This window comes from Streptacidiphilus cavernicola, assembly GCF_042510955.1.
Classification (GTDB): Bacteria; Actinomycetota; Actinomycetes; order Streptomycetales; family Streptomycetaceae; genus Streptacidiphilus; species Streptacidiphilus cavernicola.
In genome coordinates this window covers 160,784-180,344 of record NZ_JBHFAB010000003.1, presented here as the reverse complement: position 1 = coordinate 180,344, position 19,561 = coordinate 160,784, and the positions used below count along the sequence as shown (strand labels likewise).

At 73.9% G+C, this 19,561-nt stretch carries 18 protein-coding genes and 1 pseudogene; 4 read left to right on the top strand and 15 right to left on the bottom strand.

The genetic code is table 11. From position 1 onward, the window contains the following. Nucleotides 1-251 precede the first annotated feature (251 nt). Both ACEZDE_RS05180 and ACEZDE_RS05175 read left to right on the top strand, forming a co-directional pair. Nucleotides 252-1,313 carry a Gfo/Idh/MocA family protein gene (locus ACEZDE_RS05180; RefSeq protein ID WP_380533336.1) on the top strand — a complete coding sequence of 354 codons (1,062 nt, stop codon included), beginning with the start codon at nt 252-254 and terminating at the stop codon, nt 1,311-1,313. Between the two features lie 64 nt (nt 1,314-1,377). Further along, the gene (locus ACEZDE_RS05175; RefSeq protein WP_380532807.1) at nt 1,378-2,076 is read left to right on the top strand and encodes a DUF5995 family protein; all 699 of its coding nucleotides are present in this window, start codon (nt 1,378-1,380) and stop codon (nt 2,074-2,076) included. Nucleotides 2,077-2,106: 30 nt separating this feature from the next. Here the strand turns inward: ACEZDE_RS05175 and ACEZDE_RS05170 are convergent, their stop codons facing one another. The 5 genes from ACEZDE_RS05170 to def all read right to left on the bottom strand — a co-directional run bounded on the left by ACEZDE_RS05170 (nt 2,107) and on the right by def (nt 7,477). Then, entirely contained in the window at nt 2,107-3,567 is a 1,461-nt protein-coding gene (locus ACEZDE_RS05170) for a GuaB1 family IMP dehydrogenase-related protein (protein WP_380532805.1), read from the bottom strand. Between the two features lie 151 nt (nt 3,568-3,718). Further along, nucleotides 3,719-4,402: a ribulose-phosphate 3-epimerase gene (rpe, locus tag ACEZDE_RS05165; RefSeq protein WP_380532802.1), complete on the bottom strand. Its 684-nt coding sequence runs from the start codon at nt 4,400-4,402 to the stop codon at nt 3,719-3,721. A gap of 26 nt (nt 4,403-4,428) precedes the next feature. Further along, nucleotides 4,429-5,889, bottom strand: coding sequence for an RsmB/NOP family class I SAM-dependent RNA methyltransferase (locus ACEZDE_RS05160; RefSeq protein ID WP_380532798.1), 1,461 nt, complete (start codon nt 5,887-5,889; stop codon nt 4,429-4,431). 63 nt (nt 5,890-5,952) lie between these two features. Continuing rightward, nucleotides 5,953-6,882 (bottom strand): methionyl-tRNA formyltransferase, encoded by a 930-nt coding sequence (gene fmt, locus ACEZDE_RS05155; protein WP_380532795.1) that lies wholly within the window; start codon nt 6,880-6,882, stop codon nt 5,953-5,955. Between the two features lie 49 nt (nt 6,883-6,931). Continuing rightward, nucleotides 6,932-7,477, bottom strand: coding sequence for a peptide deformylase (gene def / locus ACEZDE_RS05150; RefSeq protein ID WP_380532793.1), 546 nt, complete (start codon nt 7,475-7,477; stop codon nt 6,932-6,934). Between the two features lie 209 nt (nt 7,478-7,686). Here def and ACEZDE_RS05145 point away from each other — a divergent pair. Further along, nucleotides 7,687-8,037: pseudogene (locus ACEZDE_RS05145) on the top strand (hypothetical protein); the annotation flags it as partial. A gap of 440 nt (nt 8,038-8,477) precedes the next feature. Here the strand turns inward: ACEZDE_RS05145 and ACEZDE_RS05140 are convergent. Beyond that, nucleotides 8,478-10,619 (bottom strand): primosomal protein N', encoded by a 2,142-nt coding sequence (locus ACEZDE_RS05140; RefSeq protein WP_380532790.1) that lies wholly within the window; start codon nt 10,617-10,619, stop codon nt 8,478-8,480. Nucleotides 10,620-10,691: 72 nt separating this feature from the next. Between ACEZDE_RS05140 and ACEZDE_RS05135 the strand changes: the two genes are divergently transcribed. After that, nucleotides 10,692-11,402: a C39 family peptidase gene (locus ACEZDE_RS05135; protein WP_380532787.1), complete on the top strand. Its 711-nt coding sequence runs from the start codon at nt 10,692-10,694 to the stop codon at nt 11,400-11,402. A gap of 85 nt (nt 11,403-11,487) precedes the next feature. On the opposite strand, the gene metK is transcribed toward ACEZDE_RS05135, so the two are convergent. From metK to ACEZDE_RS05090, 9 genes are all read right to left on the bottom strand, one after another. Beyond that, complete coding sequence (gene metK, locus ACEZDE_RS05130; RefSeq protein WP_380532784.1) at nt 11,488-12,696, bottom strand: methionine adenosyltransferase; 1,209 nt, start codon at nt 12,694-12,696, stop codon at nt 11,488-11,490. A gap of 159 nt (nt 12,697-12,855) precedes the next feature. Continuing rightward, a complete protein-coding gene (gene coaBC, locus ACEZDE_RS05125) occupies nt 12,856-14,097 on the bottom strand; it encodes a bifunctional phosphopantothenoylcysteine decarboxylase/phosphopantothenate--cysteine ligase CoaBC (protein ID WP_380532781.1) in 1,242 nt (413 codons plus the stop codon). Nucleotides 14,098-14,191: 94 nt separating this feature from the next. Further along, entirely contained in the window at nt 14,192-14,458 is a 267-nt protein-coding gene (rpoZ, locus tag ACEZDE_RS05120) for a DNA-directed RNA polymerase subunit omega (protein WP_030248832.1), read from the bottom strand. Between the two features lie 24 nt (nt 14,459-14,482). Further along, nucleotides 14,483-15,040, bottom strand: a complete 558-nt coding sequence (gene gmk / locus ACEZDE_RS05115) for a guanylate kinase (protein WP_380532779.1) — start codon at nt 15,038-15,040, stop codon at nt 14,483-14,485. 48 nt (nt 15,041-15,088) lie between these two features. Next, nucleotides 15,089-15,412 carry an integration host factor gene (locus tag ACEZDE_RS05110; protein ID WP_030248828.1) on the bottom strand — a complete coding sequence of 108 codons (324 nt, stop codon included), beginning with the start codon at nt 15,410-15,412 and terminating at the stop codon, nt 15,089-15,091. Nucleotides 15,413-15,759: 347 nt separating this feature from the next. After that, the gene (pyrF, locus tag ACEZDE_RS05105; RefSeq protein WP_380532776.1) at nt 15,760-16,599 is read right to left on the bottom strand and encodes an orotidine-5'-phosphate decarboxylase; all 840 of its coding nucleotides are present in this window, start codon (nt 16,597-16,599) and stop codon (nt 15,760-15,762) included. Further along, complete coding sequence (locus ACEZDE_RS05100; RefSeq protein ID WP_380532773.1) at nt 16,596-17,585, bottom strand: dihydroorotate dehydrogenase; 990 nt, start codon at nt 17,583-17,585, stop codon at nt 16,596-16,598. Before ACEZDE_RS05100 ends, pyrF begins: the two co-directional genes overlap by 4 nt. Beyond that, a complete protein-coding gene (locus ACEZDE_RS05095; RefSeq protein WP_380532770.1) occupies nt 17,582-18,436 on the bottom strand; it encodes a dihydroorotate dehydrogenase electron transfer subunit in 855 nt (284 codons plus the stop codon). Before ACEZDE_RS05095 ends, ACEZDE_RS05100 begins: the two co-directional genes overlap by 4 nt. 4 nt (nt 18,437-18,440) lie before the next feature. Next, nucleotides 18,441-19,541: a quinone-dependent dihydroorotate dehydrogenase gene (locus tag ACEZDE_RS05090; RefSeq protein ID WP_380532767.1), complete on the bottom strand. Its 1,101-nt coding sequence runs from the start codon at nt 19,539-19,541 to the stop codon at nt 18,441-18,443. Nucleotides 19,542-19,561 lie beyond the last annotated feature (20 nt).

Sequence of the window (19,561 nt, the reverse complement as noted above, 5' to 3'; positions counted from 1 at the left end):
ATCACCTGACATAGCGGCATAGTCGCCCAGGATCCGCCCGATCCGGGACGAACGGCTCCCGGTCCGCGCCGATCCTGGCCGAAGGGCATCGCGCGGAACGGATCAGGTGTGAGGATGGCGCGGGAGGGCGCCCACCTGCGCCACCGCAGCCCCGGCGGGCACAGCGGCAGCACGCCGCCCGTCCTCCCCGCTCTTCCCGCTCTTCCCGAGAGGCACGGCATGGACATCGACGCACCGGGGGCGGCTTCGCCCTGATCGGCACCGGCTGGCGATCCGAGTTCTTCCTCCGGCTGGCCCGGCAGGCCCCGTCCCGGCTGCGGGTGTCCGGCGTGGTGACCCGCAGTGCGGAGCGCGCCGAGGCGGTGGCGGCGGAGTGGGACGTGCCGGTCTTCCGCAGCACCGACGAGCTGCTGGAGTCCGTCGCCAGCGACTTCGTCATCCCCTGCGTCCCCTGGGACGCCAGCCCAGAGGTGATCACCGGGCTGGTCCGGGCCGGGGCCAGGGTGCTCGCGGAGACCCCGCCCGCGCCCGACCTGGCCGGGCTGCGCGAACTGTGGGCGGCGGTCGGCGCCGGCGGTCTGGTGCAGGTCGCCGAGCAGTACCCGCGGATGCCCGCCCACGCCGTCCGCGGCGCCCTGGTCGACCGCGGCGCGATCGGCGAGGTCGGCTCGGTCCAGGTCTCCTCGACCCACATGTACCACGCCATGGCGCTGATCCGGCGGCTGCTCGGGGTCGGCTTCGCCCCCGCCGCGGTCCACGCCCGGCGCTTCAGCGCCCCGCTGGCCGACCCGCTGAACCGGGACGGCTGGACCGGCGACACCACCGCAGGGCCCGCGGGCACCACCCTGGCCACCCTGGACTTCGGCGGCCCGATGGGCCTGTACGACTTCACCGACAACCAGTGGTGGAACCCGCTGCGGGCCCGCCGCATCGTCGTCCGCGGCTCGCACGGCGAGATCGTCGACGACACGCTGACCCGGCTGGCGGACGCCCGCAGCGTGGTCGACTCACCGCTGGTGCGCCGCCGGGCCGGAGTGGACCTCAACCTGGAGGGCGTCGACCTGGACCACATCAGCGTCGACGGCGAGGTGCTCTGGCGCAACCGCCTCAACGGCGCCCGGCTGTCCGAGGACGACCTCGCGGTCACCGACCTGCTGCTGGACACCGTCGCCTGGGCCCGCGGCGCGGGCCCGGCCCCCTACCCGCTGGCCGAGGCCTGCCAGGACCACCAGCTGGCGCTGGCCGTCGAGGAGTCGCTGCGCACCGGCGAGACCGTCGGCACCACCCGCGAGGCCTGGGCCGGCCAGGACTGAGCCGCTGCTCCGGGCGGCGCAGCAGGGATCGCCCTACCGGCCGGTACCACCGACCCTGAAGCCTATGGCCACCGAGACAGCGCCCGGCCCCGCCGCCGACGTCACCGCGATCGTGGAGCGGCTGCGGCTGCTCCTGGCCGGGCTGCCGCCGCAGGACGGCGTCGCGGTCTTCGGCGGGATGTACCTCACCGTCACCGAGGCGGTCAGGGACCGCCTCTCGGTGGGCGACCTGTTCCGCTCCCCCGCCGAGGTGGCGGTGCTGGACGTGCTGTTCGCAAACCGCTTCCTGGACGCGCTGACCGCCCCGCGCGCGCCCGCCTGCTGGCGGCCGCTGCTGGAGCTGCGGCTGCACCCCGGCGTGCTGCCGGTGCAGTTCGCGCTGTGCGGGATGAACGCCCACATCGAGCACGACCTGCCGCTCGCGGTGCTCGACGCCTGCGCCGCGCTCGGCTGCTCCCCGGACGAGCTGTCCGGGGACTTCCACCGGGTGAACGACGTGCTGGCGCAGGTCGAGGAGCAGGAGCGGGACCGGCTGATGCCCTCGGCCGGGGAGCTGGACCTGGCCGAGCCGCTGCTGCACCTGGTCAGCGCCTGGAGCATCGACCGGGCCAGGGACGCGGCCTGGGCCTCCGCGGTGACGCTCTGGGAGCTGCGCGACCGCCCCGGCCCGCTCGCGGTGGCCTCGGCGGCGCTGGACGACGCGGCCGGGCTGGTCTGCCGCTGTCTGCTCACCCCGCTCCGGTCCTCCGGACGCGCGGGGTGAGCAGCAGCTGACCGGCCGTCAGCCGACGGGCTACCAGCTGGCGTGCAGCGGCTTGCCCTCGGCGTAGCCGGCCGCGCTCTGCACGCCGACCACGGCCTTCTGGTGGAAGTCCTCCAGCGACTGCGCCCCCGCGTAGGTGCAGGAGCTGCGGACGCCCGCGACGATGGAGTCGATCAGGTCCTCGACGCCGGGCCGGGCCGGGTCGAGGAACATCCGCGAGGTGGAGATGCCCTCCTCGAACAGCGCCTTGCGGGCCCGGTCGTAGGACGACTCCTCGGCGGTCCGGTTCCGCACCGCGCGGGCCGAGGCCATCCCGAAGCTCTCCTTGTACTGGCGGCCGTCGGCGTCGGTCTGCAGGTCGCCGGGCGACTCGTAGGTCCCGGCGAACCAGGAGCCGATCATGACGTTGGACGCGCCCGCGGCCAGCGCCATGGCGACGTCGCGCGGGTGCCGCACGCCGCCGTCCGCCCAGACGTGCTTGCCGAGCCGGCGCGCCTCGGCGGCGCACTCCAGCACGGCCGAGAACTGGGGCCGGCCGACGCCGGTCATCATCCGGGTGGTGCACATGGCGCCGGGGCCGACGCCGACCTTGACGATGTCCGCCCCGGCCTCGACCAGGTCGCGCACCCCGGCGGCGGCGACCACGTTGCCGGCCGCGATCGGGACCTGCGGGTCGAGCCCGCGGACCGCGCGCAGTGCGGTGATCATGGACTCCTGGTGGCCGTGCGCGGTGTCCACGATCAGCGTGTCCGCCCCGGCCGCCAGCAGCGCCTTGGCCTTGCCTGCCACGTCGCCGTTGATGCCGACGGTGGCGGCGATCCGCAGCCTGCCGCCGCCGTCCACGGCGGGGGTGTAGAGGGTGGCCCGGAGCGCGTTCTTGCGGGTCAGGATGCCGACCAGCTCGCCGCGGCCGTCCACCACCGGGGCCAGCTTGCGGTGCGCGTTGTTGAGCCGCTCGAACGCGTCGCGCGGGGCGATGCCCTCCTCCAGCAGCAGCAGGTCGGCCGACATCACCGCGGAGAGGCTGGTGAAGCGGTCCACGCCCTGGCAGTCGGCGCTGGTGACCACGCCGACCGGCTTGCCGTCCTCGACCACGACCACCGCGCCGTGGGCCCGCTTGGGCAGCAGCGACAGCGCGTCGGCCACGGTCGCGCCCGGGGCCAGCGTGATCGCGGTGTCGTGCACCAGGTGGCGCTGCTTGACCCAGTCGACCACCTCGGCGACGACCTCGATCGGGATGTCCTGCGGGATCGCCACCAGCCCGCCGCGGCGGGCCACGGTCTCGGCCATCCGGCGCCCGGCGATGGCGGTCATATTGGCCACGACCAGCGGGATGGTGGTGCCGGTCCCGTCGGTCGAGGAGAGGTCCACCGCCTGCCGGGAGCCCACGGACGAGCGGCTGGGCACCATGAACACGTCGTCGTAGGTCAGGTCGTACGGCACCGAGGAGCGCTCGTCGTAGCTGCCGGTCTGGGGGTTCAAGAAGCGCATGTGAGGGCTCTCTGCTGCGAAGGGGGCGATCTGCACCCGACCTTCGATTCTCGTACAGATGACGCGAAGGTTCCAGCTCAGTGCGCTTTCCTGCGCATGTGCACAGCCCGGCCCCAGGAAAAGCAGGCCGGGCCTGTAGGTTCCTACAAAGTCAGTGCCGGTGCACCCAGGGCGAGCCCTCGGTCGCCGCCGCGGCCAGCTCGCGCAGCCCGCGCACCGCCGCGGCCGGGTCGTCCGCCCCGTACACGGCCGAGCCGGCCACGAAGACGTCGGCGCCGGCCTCGGCGCAGCGCTCGATCGTCTCCACCGAGACGCCGCCGTCCACCTGCAGCCACAGCTGCAGGCCGTGCCGGTTGATCAGCTCCCGGGTGCGGCGGATCTTGGGCAGCATGATGTCCAGGAACGACTGGCCGCCGAAGCCCGGCTCCACCGTCATCACCAGCAGCATGTCCAGTTCGGGCAGCAGGTCCTCGTAGGGCTCGATCGGGGTGGCCGGCTTCAGTGCCATCGACGCCCGCGCGCCCAGCGAGCGGATCTCCCGGGCCAGCCGCACCGGCGCCGCGGCGGCCTCGACGTGGAAGGTCACCGACCCGGCGCCGGCCTCGGCGTACTGCGGGGCCCAGCGGTCCGGCTGCTCGATCATCAGATGGCAGTCGATCGGGATGTCGGTGGCCTTGCGCAGCGACTCCACCACCGGCAGTCCCAGGGTGAGGTTGGGCACGAAGTGGTTGTCCATCACGTCCACGTGCAGCCAGTCGCAGCCGCGCACGGCCTCGGCCTCCTCGCCGAGCCGGGCGAAGTCCGCGGACAGGATACTGGGGCTGATCTGGGGCATTTCCCGAACCTTCGAGTGAGGGGTGGTCAGGACTTCTTGCGGAGCAGGGCCAGGTACATCGCGTCGGTCCCGTGCAGGTGCGGCCAGAGCTGGACGTCCGGGCCCTGGCCGAGGTCCGGCACACCGGGGAGCAGCGGGCGGGCGTCGATCCACTCCAGGTCGTCCCGCTTCCGCAGCACGTCGTTGACCACGGTGCGGGTCTCCGCCAGATGCGGGGAGCAGGTGGCGTAGCCGACCACGCCGCCGGGCCGGGCGGCCTCGATCGCCGAGAGCAGCAGGCCGCGCTGGAGCGGGTTGAACGCGGCCACGTCCTCAGGGCGGCGGCGCCAGCGCGACTCCGGGCGGCGCCGCAGCGCGCCCAGGCCGCTGCACGGCACGTCCACCAGCACCCGGTCGAACGACCCGGGCCGCCAGGCCGGGCGCAGCCCGTCCGCGGTGATCACGGCGTACGGGCCGGGGTTGCCGTCCAGGGTCCTGGCGACCAGGGCCGCCCGGTGCGGCTGCGACTCGGAGGCGACCAGCACCGCGCCGCGCTCCGAGGCCAGCGCGGCCAGCAGCGCGGCCTTGCCGCCGGGCCCGGCGCAGGCGTCCAGCCACCGGCCGTCGCGGCCGTCCAGCGGCGCGGCGGCGAGGGCGGCGGCGACCAGCTGGCTGCCCTCGTCCTGCACCCCGGCCCGGTTCTCCCGGACCGCCCCGACCTGGCCGGGCTCGCCGCCCTCGACCAGCCGCACCGCGTACGGGGACCAGCGACCGGGAGCGGTGTCCTCGGCCGGCAGCGAGTCGCGCAGCTCCTGCGCGGTGGAGCGGCCGGGACGGGCCACCAGGGTGACCGCGGGGCGGTCGTTGTCGGCGGCCAGCAGCTCGGACACGGCGGCCCGGCCGCAGTGCTCCGGCTGCCACACCCCGAGCGAGTCCCAGAGCGCGGCGACCACCCAGCGCGGGTGCGAGTGCATCACCGCGAGGTGGTCCTCGGCGTCCTGCTCGTACGGGGGCGCGACCTGCTCCAGCCAGGCGTCCAGGTCCTGGGCGCTGATCCGGCGCATCACCGCGTTGACGAACTTGGCCCGGCCGTCGCCGAGGACCACCCGGGCCAGCTCCACGGTCGCGGACACCGCCGCGTGCGCCGGGATCCGGGTGCCGAGCAGCTGGTGCGCGCCCAGCGACAGCACGTCCAGGACGTTGGGGTCGACCTTGCTCAGCGGGCGGTCGATGCAGGCGGCGATGATCGCGTCGTAGCTGCCGCGCATCCGCAGCGTGCCGTAGACCAGCTCGGTGGCGAAGGCGGCGTCGCGGCGCTCGAAGCCCTCGTTCTTCTCGGCCTTGCGCAGCAGCGAGGGCAGGATCAGGTTGGCGTATGCGTCGCGCTCGTCCACCGCGCGGAGCGCGGTGAAGGCCAGCATCCGGGCCGGGTCCTTCTTCGGCCGGCGGTGCGGGCGCGGGGCCCGGCCCTCGGGCCTGGCGCCGGACGGGGTGTTCGGGGTGCTCATGTGGTGCCTCGCAAAGGTGCTGACGTTGGTTATCCGGTCATCCGTCGGTGTTCCGAGCCGCTGCTACGCGCCGAGGCGCTCGCCGGTCTCCAGGCGCGAGCCCCGGGCCCAGTCTCCCGCGCCCATCCGCTTCTTGCCCTGCGGCTGGACCTCGCCGAGCTCGACCTCATGGCTGCCGGTGCCGACCCGCACGGTGTTCTTCGCGACCGCGATCTCCCCCGGGGCCAGCTCGCTGCGGCCCGCGGCGAGCCGCACCGGGCCCAGCTTCAGCCGCTCGCCGCGGAACAGGGTCCAGGCGCCGGGCGCGGGCGCGCAGCCGCGGACCACCCGGTCCACCCGCAGCGCCGGGGCGGTCCAGTCCACCCGGGCGTCCTCGACGCTGATCTTGGGCGCCAGGCTGATCCCGTCACCGGGCTGCGGACGGGCCTCCAGGGTGCCGTCCTCGATCCCGTCCATGGTCGCCGCGAGCAGCCGCGAGCCCGAGCGGGAAAGCCGTTCCAGCAGGTCGCCGCTGGTGTCGCCGGGGCGGACCAGCTCGGTGACGGTGCCGTAGACCGGGCCGGAGTCCAGGCCCTCCTCGATCAGGAAGGTGGACGCGCCGGTCACCTCGTCCCCGGCCATCAGCGCGTGCTGCACCGGGGCCGCGCCGCGCCAGGCCGGCAGCAGCGAGAAGTGCAGGTTGACCCAGCCGTGCCGGGGCACGTCCAGTGCGACCTTGGGCAGCAGCGCTCCGTAGGCGACCACCGGGCAGCAGTCGGGGGCGATCTCGGCCAGCCGGGCCAGGAACTCCGGCTCGCGCGGGCGCACGGGCCGCAGCACCTCGATCCCGGCCTGCTCGGCGAGCTGCGCGACCGGGCTGGCCACCAGCTTCCGCCCGCGCCCGGCGGGGGCGTCCGGACGGGTGACCACGGCGGCGACCTCGTGCCGGGAGGCGATCAGCGCCTCCAGCGCGGGCAGGGCGGGCTCGGGGGTGCCGGCGAAGACGAGCTTCATTCGGGGGTGCGGCCTCTCGGGGCGAAGGGTGGGCGTGGGCGGGGACGGGTCAGAGCGCGCGGCCGAAGGTGCTGTGCGGGGAGAGCCGCACCTGCGGTGCGGAGTCCCCGGCCCACTCGGCCTCGCGGATCGCCCGCAGCGCGGCCTTGCGCTGCTCGCGGTCGAGCCGGTCGATGAAGATGATGCCGTCCAGGTGGTCGGTCTCGTGCTGGATGCAGCGGGCCAGCAGCTGGGTGCCCTCGATGGTGACCGGGTCGCCGTACTCGTTGAAGCCCTTGGCGACGACGCCGTAGGCACGCTTGCAGTCGAAGGTGAGCCCGGGGAGCGACAGGCAGCCCTCGGGGCCGTCCTGCTCCTCGTCGGTCAGGTCGAGCGAGGGGTTGACCAGATGCCCGAGGACGCCGTCCACATGGTAGGTGAAGACCCGCAGCGAGACCCCGATCTGAGGGGCCGCCAGGCCGCTGCCCGGGGCCTCCTTCATGGTCTCGGTCAGGTCCCTGACCAGGGTCCGCAGCTCCTTGTCGAACACGGTCACCGGTTGCGCCGCCAGGCGGAGCACCGGGTCGCCGAAGATGCGGATGGGCTGAATCGCCACGGAACGGGCTCCCGTCGGTCAGGGTGGAGGCGTGCAGACGTCCCTCGTGCACAGCTGCACAGTGTACTGAGGGCTTCGCGGGCAATCGCCGCACGCCGGAGCGCACACGCCCCGCGGATGCTTCCGCGCGCCCTCTCCGTGACCCAACGGGCTCGGGAACGTTGGTCAAGGAAGATTGACCGCCGGTTCCGAGAGGCTCTCTGAAGACCATGGCCGAACACGCCACTCACGACGCCCGTGCCAGGGCCAGCCTGCACCTGCTGGTGCGGGACATCGAGCGGGTGCGCCGCCAGGTGGACGCCCTGCGCACGCTCACCGCTCAGCTGGGCAACGTCTACCGCCCCCGGCGTCCGACCACCTCCGCCGGATTCGTGGTCTACGGCCGCGCGCCCGCGCCCACCGTCCGGCTGGCCCAGGAGCTGCGGGACAGCGTCGAGGGGCTGGTCGCCGCGGCCGTCGAGTTCGACCGCTCGCTCGGCTTCTCCTGGGACGCGGTGGGCTCCGCGCTCGGCGTCACCAAGCAGGCCGTGCACCGCAGGTACGGGGTCCGCCGCCCGGCCGACACGGTCGCCGAGGGCGGCGCCGTGAGCGGGCACGAGCAGGCCTTCGCGGAGATCCGCGCGGCAGCCGCGCACAGCGCCGGGACCTTACCGACGCAGTCGGTCGGCGGCAGCGGGGCTGGTTCCGGCATCGGTGCTGGTCCCGGGGCCGGGGCTGGTTCCGGCGTCGGGGCTGGTTCCCGGGCCGGGGGCGGTTCCGGCATCGGGGCTGGTTCCCGGGTCGGGGGCGGTGCCGCTGCCGGGGCCGATCCGGACAGCGACCTCGGCGGCCTCGGCAACGGCACCGGCCTTGGCGGGCCCGGCAGCCTCGGCGGCGGAACCAGCTCCGGCAGCGGCAGCAGCCCCGGCAGCGGAGCGCAGCTCTCCTCCGCCATCCCCTCGGCCCGCCGCGACCCGGCGCTCCCCGCCCCGGGCGAAGCCGCGACCTGACGCCGCCGGGCTCAGCCGATGTCCAGCGGGTCGATCCTGACCCGCACCGGCTCGGCCGACCTGCGGACCAGTTGGGCCACCTGCGCTGCCTTCAGCGCGGTGGCCAGCTCCGCGCCCCGGCCGGGCGCGACCCGCAGCAGCACCCGCTCCAGCCCGTCCTGACCGCCGCGTCCGTCCCCGCCCTGGCCACCCCGGCCCTCCCCCCGGCCTCCGGGCCGCCCCCCGCCGACCGCGACCGGGCCGAGCACGTCCGCGCCCTCCGGGAGCCGGATCAGGGTCAGCAGGTCCTCGATCGACGCGGACGTGCCGGTCACCGACGCCATCCGGGAGACCGGCGGGAACCGCAGCTCCGCGCGCTCCGCCAGCTCCGTCCCGGCGAACCCGGCCGGATCCCAGCGCACCAGCGCCTGCACCGGCCGCAGCCCCTCGTCGGCGACCACCACCACCGCGCCCCCCTGCTCCCGGGACCGTACCAGCCCGGCCGCGTTCAGCCAGCGCCGCAGCGTGTCCTCGCCCGCGTGCAGGTCGGCCCGGCCGAGCAGGGCCCAGCCGTCCAGCAGCAGCGCCGCCGCGTACCCGCCCTCGGCCACCGGCTCGGCCCCCGGCGTGGCCACCACCAGCGCCGGGACGTCCGGCACCGTCGCCAGCACCTCGCCGCGCCCCGACGTCCGCACCGGGACCAGCGGGAACGCCCGCCCCAGCTCCTCCGCGGTGCGCCGGGCGCCGACCACCTGGGCCCGCAGCCGGTTCGCGCCGCACTCCTGGCAGTGCCAGTCCTGGTCCGGCCGCCCGCACCAGTCGCAGCACAGCGCGCCCTCGGCGTCCCGCAGCTCCAGCGGGCCCGCGCAGTGCCGGCAGCGGGCCGGCTCCCGGCAGCGGACGCAGGCCAGCCGGGGCACATAGCCCCGGCGCGGCACCTGGACCAGCACCGGCCCGCGGGCCAGCGCCTCCTTCGCCACCGACCAGGCGTGCGAGGGCAGCCGCGCCGCCCGCGCCCCGGCGTCGTTCGCCTGGTCCCGCTCGGACCCGGTACGGACCAGCGGCGCGGCCCGGCGCGCCTCCGCCCGGTCGGCCAGCAGCGGACGCGCCCAGCCGGTGTGCAGCAGCTGCGCCGACTCCACCGTCACCGCCAGACCGCCGATCAGCACCGCCGCGCCGGCCTCGGCGGCGCGCAGCAGCAGCACGTCCCGGGCGTGCGGGAACGGGGCGTTGAGGTCGCTGTGCCGGTCGTCCCCATCGTCCCAGACCGCGACCAGGCCCAGGTCGGCCACCGGCGCGAACATCGCCGCCCTGGTGCCGACCACCGCCCGCACCGAGCCCCGGCTGAGCGCCAGCCAGCGCCGGTAGCGCTCCTCCGGGCCCAGCTCGGCGGTCAGCGCCAGGTGCCGGCCCGCCCCCAGCAGCTCCAGCAGCGCCGCGTCCAGCTGCGCCACCGCGCGCCCCTCCGGCAGCACCACCACCGCGCCCCGGCCCGACGCCAGCACCGCCGCCACCGCCCGCGCCAGCTCCCCGGCCCAGCCGCCGGGCAGCGCCGCCCACACCGCACGCGGCGCCTCGCCCGCGGCCAGCGCGGTCAGGAACGCCTCCCCCAGCGGGTAGCGGGTCCAGGACCCGGGCCCAGGCGCCGCGGGAGCCGGCAACGGCTCCGGCGACGGCGCCGCCTCGGCCCGGTTGTGCTTCGGCGGCACCGCCAGCTGCAGCACGTCCGCCAGCGACCCCGCGTAGCGGTCCGCCACCGCCCGGCACAGCCGCAGCAGGGCGGGCGTCAGCACCCGCTCGGCCGACAGCACCTGGCTCAGCGGCGCCAGCGAGCCGGGATAGTCCGAGCGCTCCAGCCGCTGCACCAGGAATCCGTCGACCAGGTTGCCGCCCTCGCGGCGGCCCTCCACCATCCGCGCGCCGAAGCGGACCCGCACCCGGACACCCGGTTGGGCGATCTCGTCCAGGTCCACCGGGACGGAGTAGTCGAAGAACTGGTCGATCACCAGCGCGCTCCGGTTCACCACCACCCGCGCCACCGGGAGGTGACGGGCCGTCGCCTTGGGGCCCGCCCCCGGCCTGGCCCGCGCCCTGGCCTTCTTCAGCTCCAGCCTGACCAGCTCCAGCTGCTCCCCCGCGGAGGAGTCGGAGCCGGGGTCAGGAGTGCCGTTCATGTGCACAGTCCTACCAGAGCCGACCGACAGTCCCCGCTGCCGAGCCGTCCGAACGACGGCAGGATGCGAAGTATGACCCCGATCCGACGCACCGTCAGCTCCGTTGCCCTCGCGGCCGGTGCCACCGCCCTGCTGCTCGGGCTGCTCCCGCCCTCGGCAGCCGCAGCGGCACCGGGCGCCGCCGCCCTGCCCAGCAGCCGGGTGCTGGCCCTGCCGCACTATCGGCAGCAGCAGTCCAACGACTGCGAGGCCGCGGCGCTGCGGATGGCGCTGGCCTACCGGGGGCACCGGCGCAGCGACCGGCAGCTGCTCGCCTCGATCGGCATCGACCTGAAGCACCCGGACTACGGCCGCTCCGGGAAGACCTCGGGCGACCCGTACCGGGCCTTCGTCGGCAGCCCGGACGGCAGCGAGCTGCACGGCACCGGCTACGGCGTCTTCTACCCGCCGGTCGCCGCCGCCGCCAAGGCCAACGGCGGAAAGGTGCTGGCCGCCCAGGAGCACTACAGCCCGGCGAAGCTCTACCTGCAGCTCCGGGCCGGGCACCCGGCGGTGGTCTGGGTGGACTACCTCTGGCGGGCCAAGGCGAGCAGCCACTACCGGGCCTACGACGGTCGCTCGATCCCCTACGCGGGACCGGCCGAGCACGCGGTCACGCTCGCCGGGGTCACCCCGCACGGCGTCTATGTGGCCGACCCGGCGCGCGGCTACTACTGGATCGCCAAGACGAAGTTCCAGGCCGGCTACTCCACCTACCGGGACATGGCCGTCGTCCTGTCCTGAGTCCTGGATCCTGAGCCCACGACGCAGCGCGGGCCCCGTCCGAGGCGATCCGGACGGGGCCCGCGCTGACCGGGGGCTCGGGGCGTCAGCCCTTGACCGCGGTCTTCAGCGCCTCGGCGCGGTCGGTCCGCTCCCAGGTGAAGTCCGGCAGCTCACGGCCGAAGTGGCCGTACGCGGCGGTCTGGGCGTAGATCGGCCGCAGCAGGTCCAGGTCGCGGATGATCGCGGCCGGACGCAGGTCGAAGACCTTGGTGACGGCGGCCTGGATGTCCGCGACCGGGGCGGTCTCGGTGCCGAAGGTCTCCACGAACAGACCGACCGGCTCGGCCTTGCCGATGGCGTAGGCGACCTGGACCTCGGCGCGCCGGGCCAGGCCCGCGGCCACGATGTTCTTGGCGACCCAGCGCATCGCGTACGCGGCCGAGCGGTCGACCTTGGACGGGTCCTTGCCGGAGAACGCGCCGCCGCCGTGGCGGGCCATGCCGCCGTAGGTGTCGACGATGATCTTGCGACCGGTCAGCCCGGCGTCGCCCATCGGGCCGCCGATCTCGAACCGGCCGGTCGGGTTGACCAGCAGCCGGTAGCCCTCGGTGACCAGGTCGATGCCCGCGTCGGCGAGCGCCTTCAGCTCCGGCTCCACCACGAACTCGCGGATGTCGGGGGCGAGCAGCGAGTCCAGGTCGATGTCGGACGCGTGCTGCGAGGAGACCACGACGGTGTCCAGACGGACCGCCTTGTCGCCGTCGTACTCGATGGTGACCTGGGTCTTGCCGTCCGGGCGCAGGTACGGGATGGTCCCGTTCTTGCGGACCGCGGAGAGCCGCTCGGCCAGCCGGTGCGCAAGGCTGATCGGCAGCGGCATCAGCTCGGGCGTGTCGTCGCAGGCGTAGCCGAACATCAGGCCCTGGTCGCCCGCGCCCTGCTTGTCGAGCTCGTCGTCGTCGCCCTCGACCCGCGCCTCGAAGGCGTCGTCGACGCCCTGGGCGATGTCAGGGGACTGCGCGCCGATGGACACCGACACGCCGCAGGAGGCGCCGTCGAAGCCCTTCTTCGAGGAGTCGTAGCCGATCTCCAGGATCCGCTCGCGGACCAGCGCCGCGATCGGGGCGTAGGTCTTGGTGGTGACCTCACCGGCGATGTGGACCTGGCCGGTGGTGATCAGCGTCTCAACGGCGACCCGCGAGGTGGGGTCGTCCTTGAGCAGCGCGTCGAGGATGGTGTCGCTGATCTGGTCAGCGATCTTGTCCGGGTGACCCTCGGTCACGGACTCAGAGGTAAACAGGCGGCGAGACACAGCGCTCCCTGGGTTGCAGCGGCTGCTGACTGGACCGGCTCGGGCGGAGGTGGCCCCGGTCGGCCCGGAAAGACTTATTGAGGACTACTGCGGGGAGTGTAGCCAACGGAAGCGGCGGAAACCCCACCCGGTCCACCTTCTGGATCACCTGGTGGACGCTCAGCGCTGCTCGGACCGGCCGTCCCCGGTCAGTGGGCGGCTCCGGGCCAGCCGCTCCGCGACCAGGTCCCAGAGCAGGTCGGCCAGTGCCGCCTTGGGCCCGTACGGGACCTCGGTCTCCGCGCCGTCGTCGGCCAGGACCACTGCCTGGTTGTCCGGGCTGCCGAAGGCCAGGCCCCCGCCGACCTGGTTGACCACAAGAAGATCACAACCCTTTCGGGCGATCTTCTTACGACCGTTGGCCAGCACGTCGTCGGTCTCGGCCGCGAAGCCGACCACGACCTGCCCCGGCGCGGCGCGGTCCCGGGAGACCTCGGCCAGGATGTCGGGATTGCGCACCAGCGCCACCGGCTCGGGATCGGCCCGGTCCACCTTCTTGATCTTCACGGGAACGTAATCCGCGGGGCGGAAGTCGGCCACCGCGGCGGCCATCACCACCGCGTCGGCGTCGGGCGCGGCGGCCAGCACGGCGGCCCGCATCTCCGCCGCCGTGCCGACCCGGACCAGGTCCACCCCGGCCGGGTCGGGCAGCTCGGTGTGCGCGGCGACCAGGGTCACCCGCGCCCCGCGGGCCGCCGCCACCGAGGCCAGCGCGTAGCCCTGGCGGCCGGTGGAGAGGTTGCCGAGGAAGCGCACCGGGTCCAGCGGCTCCCTGGTGCCGCCGGCCGAGACCAGCACATGGCGTCCGGCCAGGTCGGCGCCGACCCGGTCGGCGCCGCGGGCCAGCACCCGGGCGCACAGCTCGAAGACCGCCTCCGGGTCGGGGAAGCGGCCCTTGCCGGTGTCCGCGCCGGTCAGCCGGCCGACCGCGGGCTCGATCACGATCGCCCCGCGCCGCCGCAGCACGGCGACGTTCTCCCGGGTGGCCGGGTGCTCCCACATCTCGGTGTGCATGGCCGGGGCGAACACCACCGGACAGCGGGCCGTCAGCAGGGTGTTGGTCAGCAGGTCGTCGGCGAGCCCGTGCGCCGCCCTGGCCAGCAGGTCCGCCGTGGCCGGGGCGACCACCAGCAGGTCGGCCTGCTGCCCGATCCGCACGTGCGGGACCTCGTGCACGCTCTCCCAGACCTCGGTGGAGACCGGCTGCCCGGACAGCGCCGACCAGGTCGCCGCGCCGACGAAGTGCAGCGCCGAGGCGGTCGGCACCACCCGCACGTCGTGCCCCGACTCGGAGAACCGCCGCAGCAGCTCGCACGCCTTGTAGGCGGCGATCCCGCCGCTGACGCCCAGGACGATGTTCACGGAGTCTCCCTGCTGCGGTCATGACGAACGCCGCGACCCATGTCTGCTACGGATCGCGGCGCTGTGGTGCTGGACGTGCTTTCACACGAAGGTCTTACTGGGCGTCGATCGCCTCGGCGGTGAGCATACCGGCGTTGATCTCGCGCAGCGCGATCGAGAGCGGCTTCTCGTGCACATGGGTGTCGACCAGCGGGCCGACGTACTCCAGCAGGCCCTCGCCGAGCTGGGAGTAGTAGGCGTTGATCTGGCGCGCGCGCTTGGCCGCGTAGATCACCAGGCTGTACTTGGAGTCGGTGGCCTCGAGCAGCTCATCGATCGGCGGGTTGATGATGCCTTCGGGCGCTGTCATCGAAGAGGACACGCGGGAACCTTCCGGAGAAAATGATCAGACTACGTTGAGCAAGGCTAGCAGTTCGCCCGCTACACCCTCGACCGAGGTGTTGACCAGAGTCGTGTCGAATTCGCTTTCGGCGGCCAACTCCACCGTGGCCGCGCCCAGGCGCTCGTCGATGACCTGTTGGGACTCGGTGCCGCGGCCGGTGAGCCTGCGGACCAGCTCCTCCCAGGACGGCGGGGCCAGGAAGACCAGCTGGGCCTCGGGCATGGACTCGCGCACCTGCCGGGCGCCCTGGAGGTCGATCTCCAGCAGCACCGGCTCGCCCAGCTCCAGCTTGTCCAGCACCGCCTTGCGCGGGGTGCCGTAGTGGTTCCCGGCGAAGACCGCCCACTCCAGCAGCTCGCCGTTGGCGACCATCTTGGCGAACTGGTCCTCGTCCACGAAGTGGTAGTGGACACCGTTCCGCTCACCGGGACGCGGCTTGCGCGTGGTGGCGGAGACCGAGAGCCACACCTCGGGGTGCTTCTGGCGCAGATGAGCGACGACCGTGCTCTTGCCGACACCTGAGGGGCCGGAGAGCACGGTCAACCGCGGACGTTCACTCATGTACCGATTATCCAGCAACCCGGAGGGTTTCCGAACCACCGGGACGGTTCACGCCGGAGCGCCGCCGAACTCGCGCTCCAGCGAAGCGATCTGGTTCGTGCCGAGACCGCGGACCCGACGGCTCTCGCTGATGCCGAGCCGCTCCATGATCTGCTTGGCACGGACCTTGCCGACGCCGGGCAGGCTCTCCAGGAGAGCGCTGACCTTCATCTTGCCGATGACGTCGTTCTCCTGGCCGGCCTTGATGACCTCGTGGAGCGACGCGCCGGAGTGCTTCAGCCGATTCTTGATCTCGGCGCGCTCCCGGCGAGCCTCAGCTGCCTTGGCGAGCGCAGCGGTGCGCTGCTCAGGGGTAAGGGGCGGAAGTGCCACGCCGTTCACCTCAGTGATTCGAATGAATGGGACAGGGACCTACTCAAGACCGTCGAGGAACCTAGCGGCTCTGACCTGCGAGAGCAACGTGGAAGATGCCCCTCTCCGGGCTTACCGCCGGACACTACCCCTCTGGACCGTCCACGTCAGGAAAAACGACAGAAAAGTCCTGGTCAGACTCTACCGACCAGGACTTTTCCGGACATAGCACCCGCTCATCTCCGGGAAGGGCTCTCCCGGCACCCCATTCCTGTCTGCGCAGGTACCGCCGTGGGGCCGTATGCGCAGCTCAGGCCATCACAAGGCATTCACGAAACCACCACACGAATGGGCGAACGGCCGAACTCTCAACCGATTGCCGCGCGTACCTCGTCCACGAACCGCGCGGACGCCTCGCGCAGTGCCGCGGCCGAGGGCCCGTGCTTCAGAATGTCCCGCGAAACACTGGGCAGAACGTTCCGCGCGACCGGGCCGAACACCTTCGGGAGGTCCGCCGGGGTCGCGCCCTGCGCGCCGACGCCGGGGGCCAGCAGCGGGCCGTTGATGTCCAGGTCCGCGTCGATTCCGGTCAGGGTGGCGCCGACCACCGCGCCGAACGAGCCCATCGGGTCCGCGTCGCCGTTCTCGGCGGACAGCCGGCCGAGGACCGACTGCGCCACGGTCAGCCCGTCCGCGCCCACCGCGTGCTGCACCTCGTGCCCCTCCGGGTTGGAGGTGAGCGCCAGCGCGAACACCCCGGCGCCGGAGGCACGGGCCAGGTCCAGCGCCGGGCGCAGCGAGCCGAAGCCCAGGTACGGCGAGACGGTGACCGCGTCCGAGAACAGCGGGCTGGTCGGCGCGAGGAAGGCGTCCGCGTACGCCGCCATGGTCGAGCCGATGTCGCCGCGCTTGGCGTCCATCAGCACCAGGGCCCCGGCCGCGCGGGCGTCGGCGACGGTCCGTTCCAGCACCGCCACGCCCCTGCTGCCGAAGCGCTCGAAGAAGGCCGCCTGCGGCTTGAACACCGCGACCTGCTCCGCCAGCGCCTCCACCACCGTCAGCGAGAAGCGTTCGAGGCCGGCCACGTCGTCGCCCAGGCCCCAGGCCTCCAGCAGCGAGGCGTGCGGGTCGATGCCGACGCAGAGCCGGCCGCGGGCGTCCATCGCCTCCCACAGCCGGGTACCGAACGGGGCGAGGGGCCGGGTCATGGGTGCACTCCTTGGTGGTGGGCGTAGCCGATGGCGTCGGTGAGCTTGCCGAAGCCGCGGTCGGCCAGCGCCTGGCGCAGTTCGCCGAGGATCCGCAGCGGGGCCGACGGGTCGTTGAAGAGGGTGGTGCCGACGGCCGTGCCGGAGGCGCCCGCGAGCACGAACTCCAGCGCGTCCAGGCCGGTCCTGATGCCGCCCATGCCGAGGATCGGCACCATCGGCACGGTTCCGGCGCGCATCGCCGCGTGCACCTGGTAGACGCAGCGCACCGCGACCGGCCGGACCGCCGGGCCGGACAGGCCCCCGGTGATCCCGGCCAGCGCCGGGCGCAGGGTGCTGGTGTCGATGGCGGTGCCGAGCAGCGTGTTGATCATCGACAGTCCGTCCGCCCCGGCCCGGACGCAGGCGGCGGCGATCTCGGTGACCGAGGTGACGTCCGGCGAGAGCTTGGCGTAGAGCGGCTGCGCCGGGTCCGCCGCCTCCCGGATCGCCGCGACCACGTCGTACGAGGTGGCCGGGTTGCAGGCGAAGACCAGGCCGCGGTTGGCGACGTTGGGGCAGGACAGGTTGGCCTCGATGCCGACCACCCCGGGGCGTCCGGCCAGGGCCTGCGCGGTCTCGGCGAACTCCTCCACCCGCTCCCCGGCGATGGAGACCACCACCCGCGCGCCGCGCTCGGCCAGCCAGGGCAGCTCGTGCTCGACGAAGTGCTCGATGCCGGTGCCCTGCAGGCCGATGGAGCTGAGCATCCCGCTGGGGGTCTCCGCCATCCGCGGGGTGGGCTGCCCGGCGTGCGGGTACGGCATCACCGACTTGGTGGTGATCGAGCCCAGCTCGGTGAGCGGCTGGAACCTCGCCAGCTCCCGCCCGTACCCGGCGCAGCCGGAGGCCGTGGTGACCGGGTTGGGCAGGACGCCGTTGCCGAACGGCGCGGTCAGGTCCACGTCGGCGGGGTCCGGGGCGCCGGGGTCCGGGGCGCCGGTCACCGCTGCGCCCCCGCGTCCGCCGCGCCGTAGAGGTCGGCCGGGACGGTGCCGATGTCGTCCCAGCGGACCCGGGCGCCGTCGAAGCAGGGGCCCTCCACGCAGGAGCGGACGAAGCGGCTCACGCCGTCCTCGCCGACCACCGGGAGCACGCAGGTCATGCAGAGGCCGGTGCCGCAGCCCATGGCCTCCTCGACCGCGCAGAAGCTGCGCGCGCCCTCGGCCGCGGCGACCTCGGTGACCGCGTGGAGCATGTCCATCGGCCCGCAGGAGTAGACCGCCTCCGCGCCGATGGCCCGGACCGCCTCCGCGAGCGGCAGGGTCACCCGGCCCTTTATCCCGGTCGAGCCGTCCTCGGTGGTGACCAGCACGTCCGGAGTGAGCTTGCGGGCGCTGTCGACGCCGAACAGCCGGTCGGCGGTGGACGCGCCGAGGATGAAGCCGACCGCGCCGCCCTGCCCGGTGATCTGCTCGGCCAGCGCGAACAGCGGGGCGCTGCCGTGGCCGCCGCCGACGAACAGCGCGGTCATCGCGCCGACCGGCTGCGGGAACGCGGTGCCGAGCGGGGCGACCAGGTCCACGGTGTCGCCGACCCGGCTGCGCAGCAGCTCACGGGTGCCGCGTCCGCGCTCGGCGACGACCAGCGAGACGGTCTCCTGCTCGGGGTCGGCCCGGTGGATCGAGAAGGTGCGGCGCAGCAGCATCGCCGAGTCCTCGCCGCCGACCGCCACCGCGGCGAAGTGCCCGGGGCGCACCCGCCCGGCCACCCCGGGCGCCCGCAGCAGGAAGCGGCTGTAGGCACCCGCCGGGGCGATGTCGAGGACCCGCGCTCTGACCTGGAGGGGGTGCGCCATCCGTTCACCTTCCGTTCGACGCGCCGACTGCTTCGCTCAGGGTTCCATGTCCGCCGGCCCGCAGCCGGGCGGACAGGCCGCGGTGGATCCTGCGGCACCAGAAGGGCCCCTCGTAGATGAAGGCACTGTAACCCTGTACCAGGGTGGCGCCGGCGGTGATCCTCTCCCAGACGTCGTCGGCGCTCTCGATCCCGCCGACCGAGACCAGGGTGAGCCGGTCCCCGGTACGGGCGTGCAGCCGCCGCAGCACCTCCAGCGAGCGGGCCCGCAGCGGTGCGCCGCTGAGGCCGCCGGCCCCGGCCGCCTCGACCTTGGCCGGGTCGGTGCGCAGGCCGTCCCGGCCGATGGTGGTGTTGGTGGCGATGATGCCGTCCAGGCCGAGCTCCAGGGCCAGGTCGGCGACCTGGTCGATGTCCGCGTCGGCCAGGTCGGGGGCGATCTTGACCAGCAGCGGGACGTGGCCGCGGGCGGAGGCCGCGTCCAGGGTCGCCCGGACCGCGCTGAGCAGCGGCCGGAGCTGGTCCACCGCCTGGAGGTTGCGCAGCCCCGGGGTGTTCGGCGAGCTGACGTTGACCACGAAGTAGTCGGCGTGCCGGGCGAGCCGCTCGGTGCTGGTGACGTAGTCGGCGACCGCCTCGGCCTCGGGGACCACCTTGGTCTTGCCGATGTTGACCCCGACCACGGTCCGCGACCGGGCCGGCCGGGCCGCGAGCCGGGCCGCGACGGCGGCGGAGCCCTCGTTGTTGAAGCCCATCCGGTTGACCAGCGCGCGGTCCTCGATCAGCCGGAACAGCCGCGGGGCCGGGTTGCCTGGCTGCGGCTCGGCGGTGACGGTCCCGATCTCGACGTAGTCGAAGCCGAGCATCGCCAGCCCGTCGATCCCCACCGCGTTCTTGTCGAACCCGGCGGCGAGCCCGAACGGTCCGGGCAGGTCCATCCCCAGCGCCTTCACCCGCAGCGCGGGGTCCCGCGGCGCCAGGACGCTCCGCAGCACCGAACGCAGCCCCGGCACCGCGGCGGCCAGCCGGATCCAGAAGAACGCCAGATGGTGCGCCCTCTCCGGGTCCAGTCGCTTGAAGACGAGTCGGAAGAACAAGCGGTACAAAACTTCGCCTCTCGGGTCGC

Excerpts from the sequence above, each read along its gene's own strand:
- ACEZDE_RS05175 (WP_380532807.1), top strand. The coding sequence starts at position 1,378 with ATGGCCACCGAGACAGCGCCCGGCCCCGCCGCCGACGTCACCGCGATC.
- ACEZDE_RS05170 (WP_380532805.1), bottom strand. The coding sequence starts at position 3,567 with ATGCGCTTCTTGAACCCCCAGACCGGCAGCTACGACGAGCGCTCCTCG.
- rpe (WP_380532802.1), bottom strand. The coding sequence starts at position 4,402 with ATGCCCCAGATCAGCCCCAGTATCCTGTCCGCGGACTTCGCCCGGCTC.
- ACEZDE_RS05160 (WP_380532798.1), bottom strand. The coding sequence starts at position 5,889 with ATGAGCACCCCGAACACCCCGTCCGGCGCCAGGCCCGAGGGCCGGGCC.
- fmt (WP_380532795.1), bottom strand. The coding sequence starts at position 6,882 with ATGAAGCTCGTCTTCGCCGGCACCCCCGAGCCCGCCCTGCCCGCGCTG.
- ACEZDE_RS05140 (WP_380532790.1), bottom strand. The coding sequence starts at position 10,619 with ATGAACGGCACTCCTGACCCCGGCTCCGACTCCTCCGCGGGGGAGCAG.
- ACEZDE_RS05135 (WP_380532787.1), top strand. The coding sequence starts at position 10,692 with ATGACCCCGATCCGACGCACCGTCAGCTCCGTTGCCCTCGCGGCCGGT.
- gmk (WP_380532779.1), bottom strand. The coding sequence starts at position 15,040 with ATGAGTGAACGTCCGCGGTTGACCGTGCTCTCCGGCCCCTCAGGTGTC.
- pyrF (WP_380532776.1), bottom strand. The coding sequence starts at position 16,599 with ATGACCCGGCCCCTCGCCCCGTTCGGTACCCGGCTGTGGGAGGCGATG.
- ACEZDE_RS05095 (WP_380532770.1), bottom strand. The coding sequence starts at position 18,436 with ATGGCGCACCCCCTCCAGGTCAGAGCGCGGGTCCTCGACATCGCCCCG.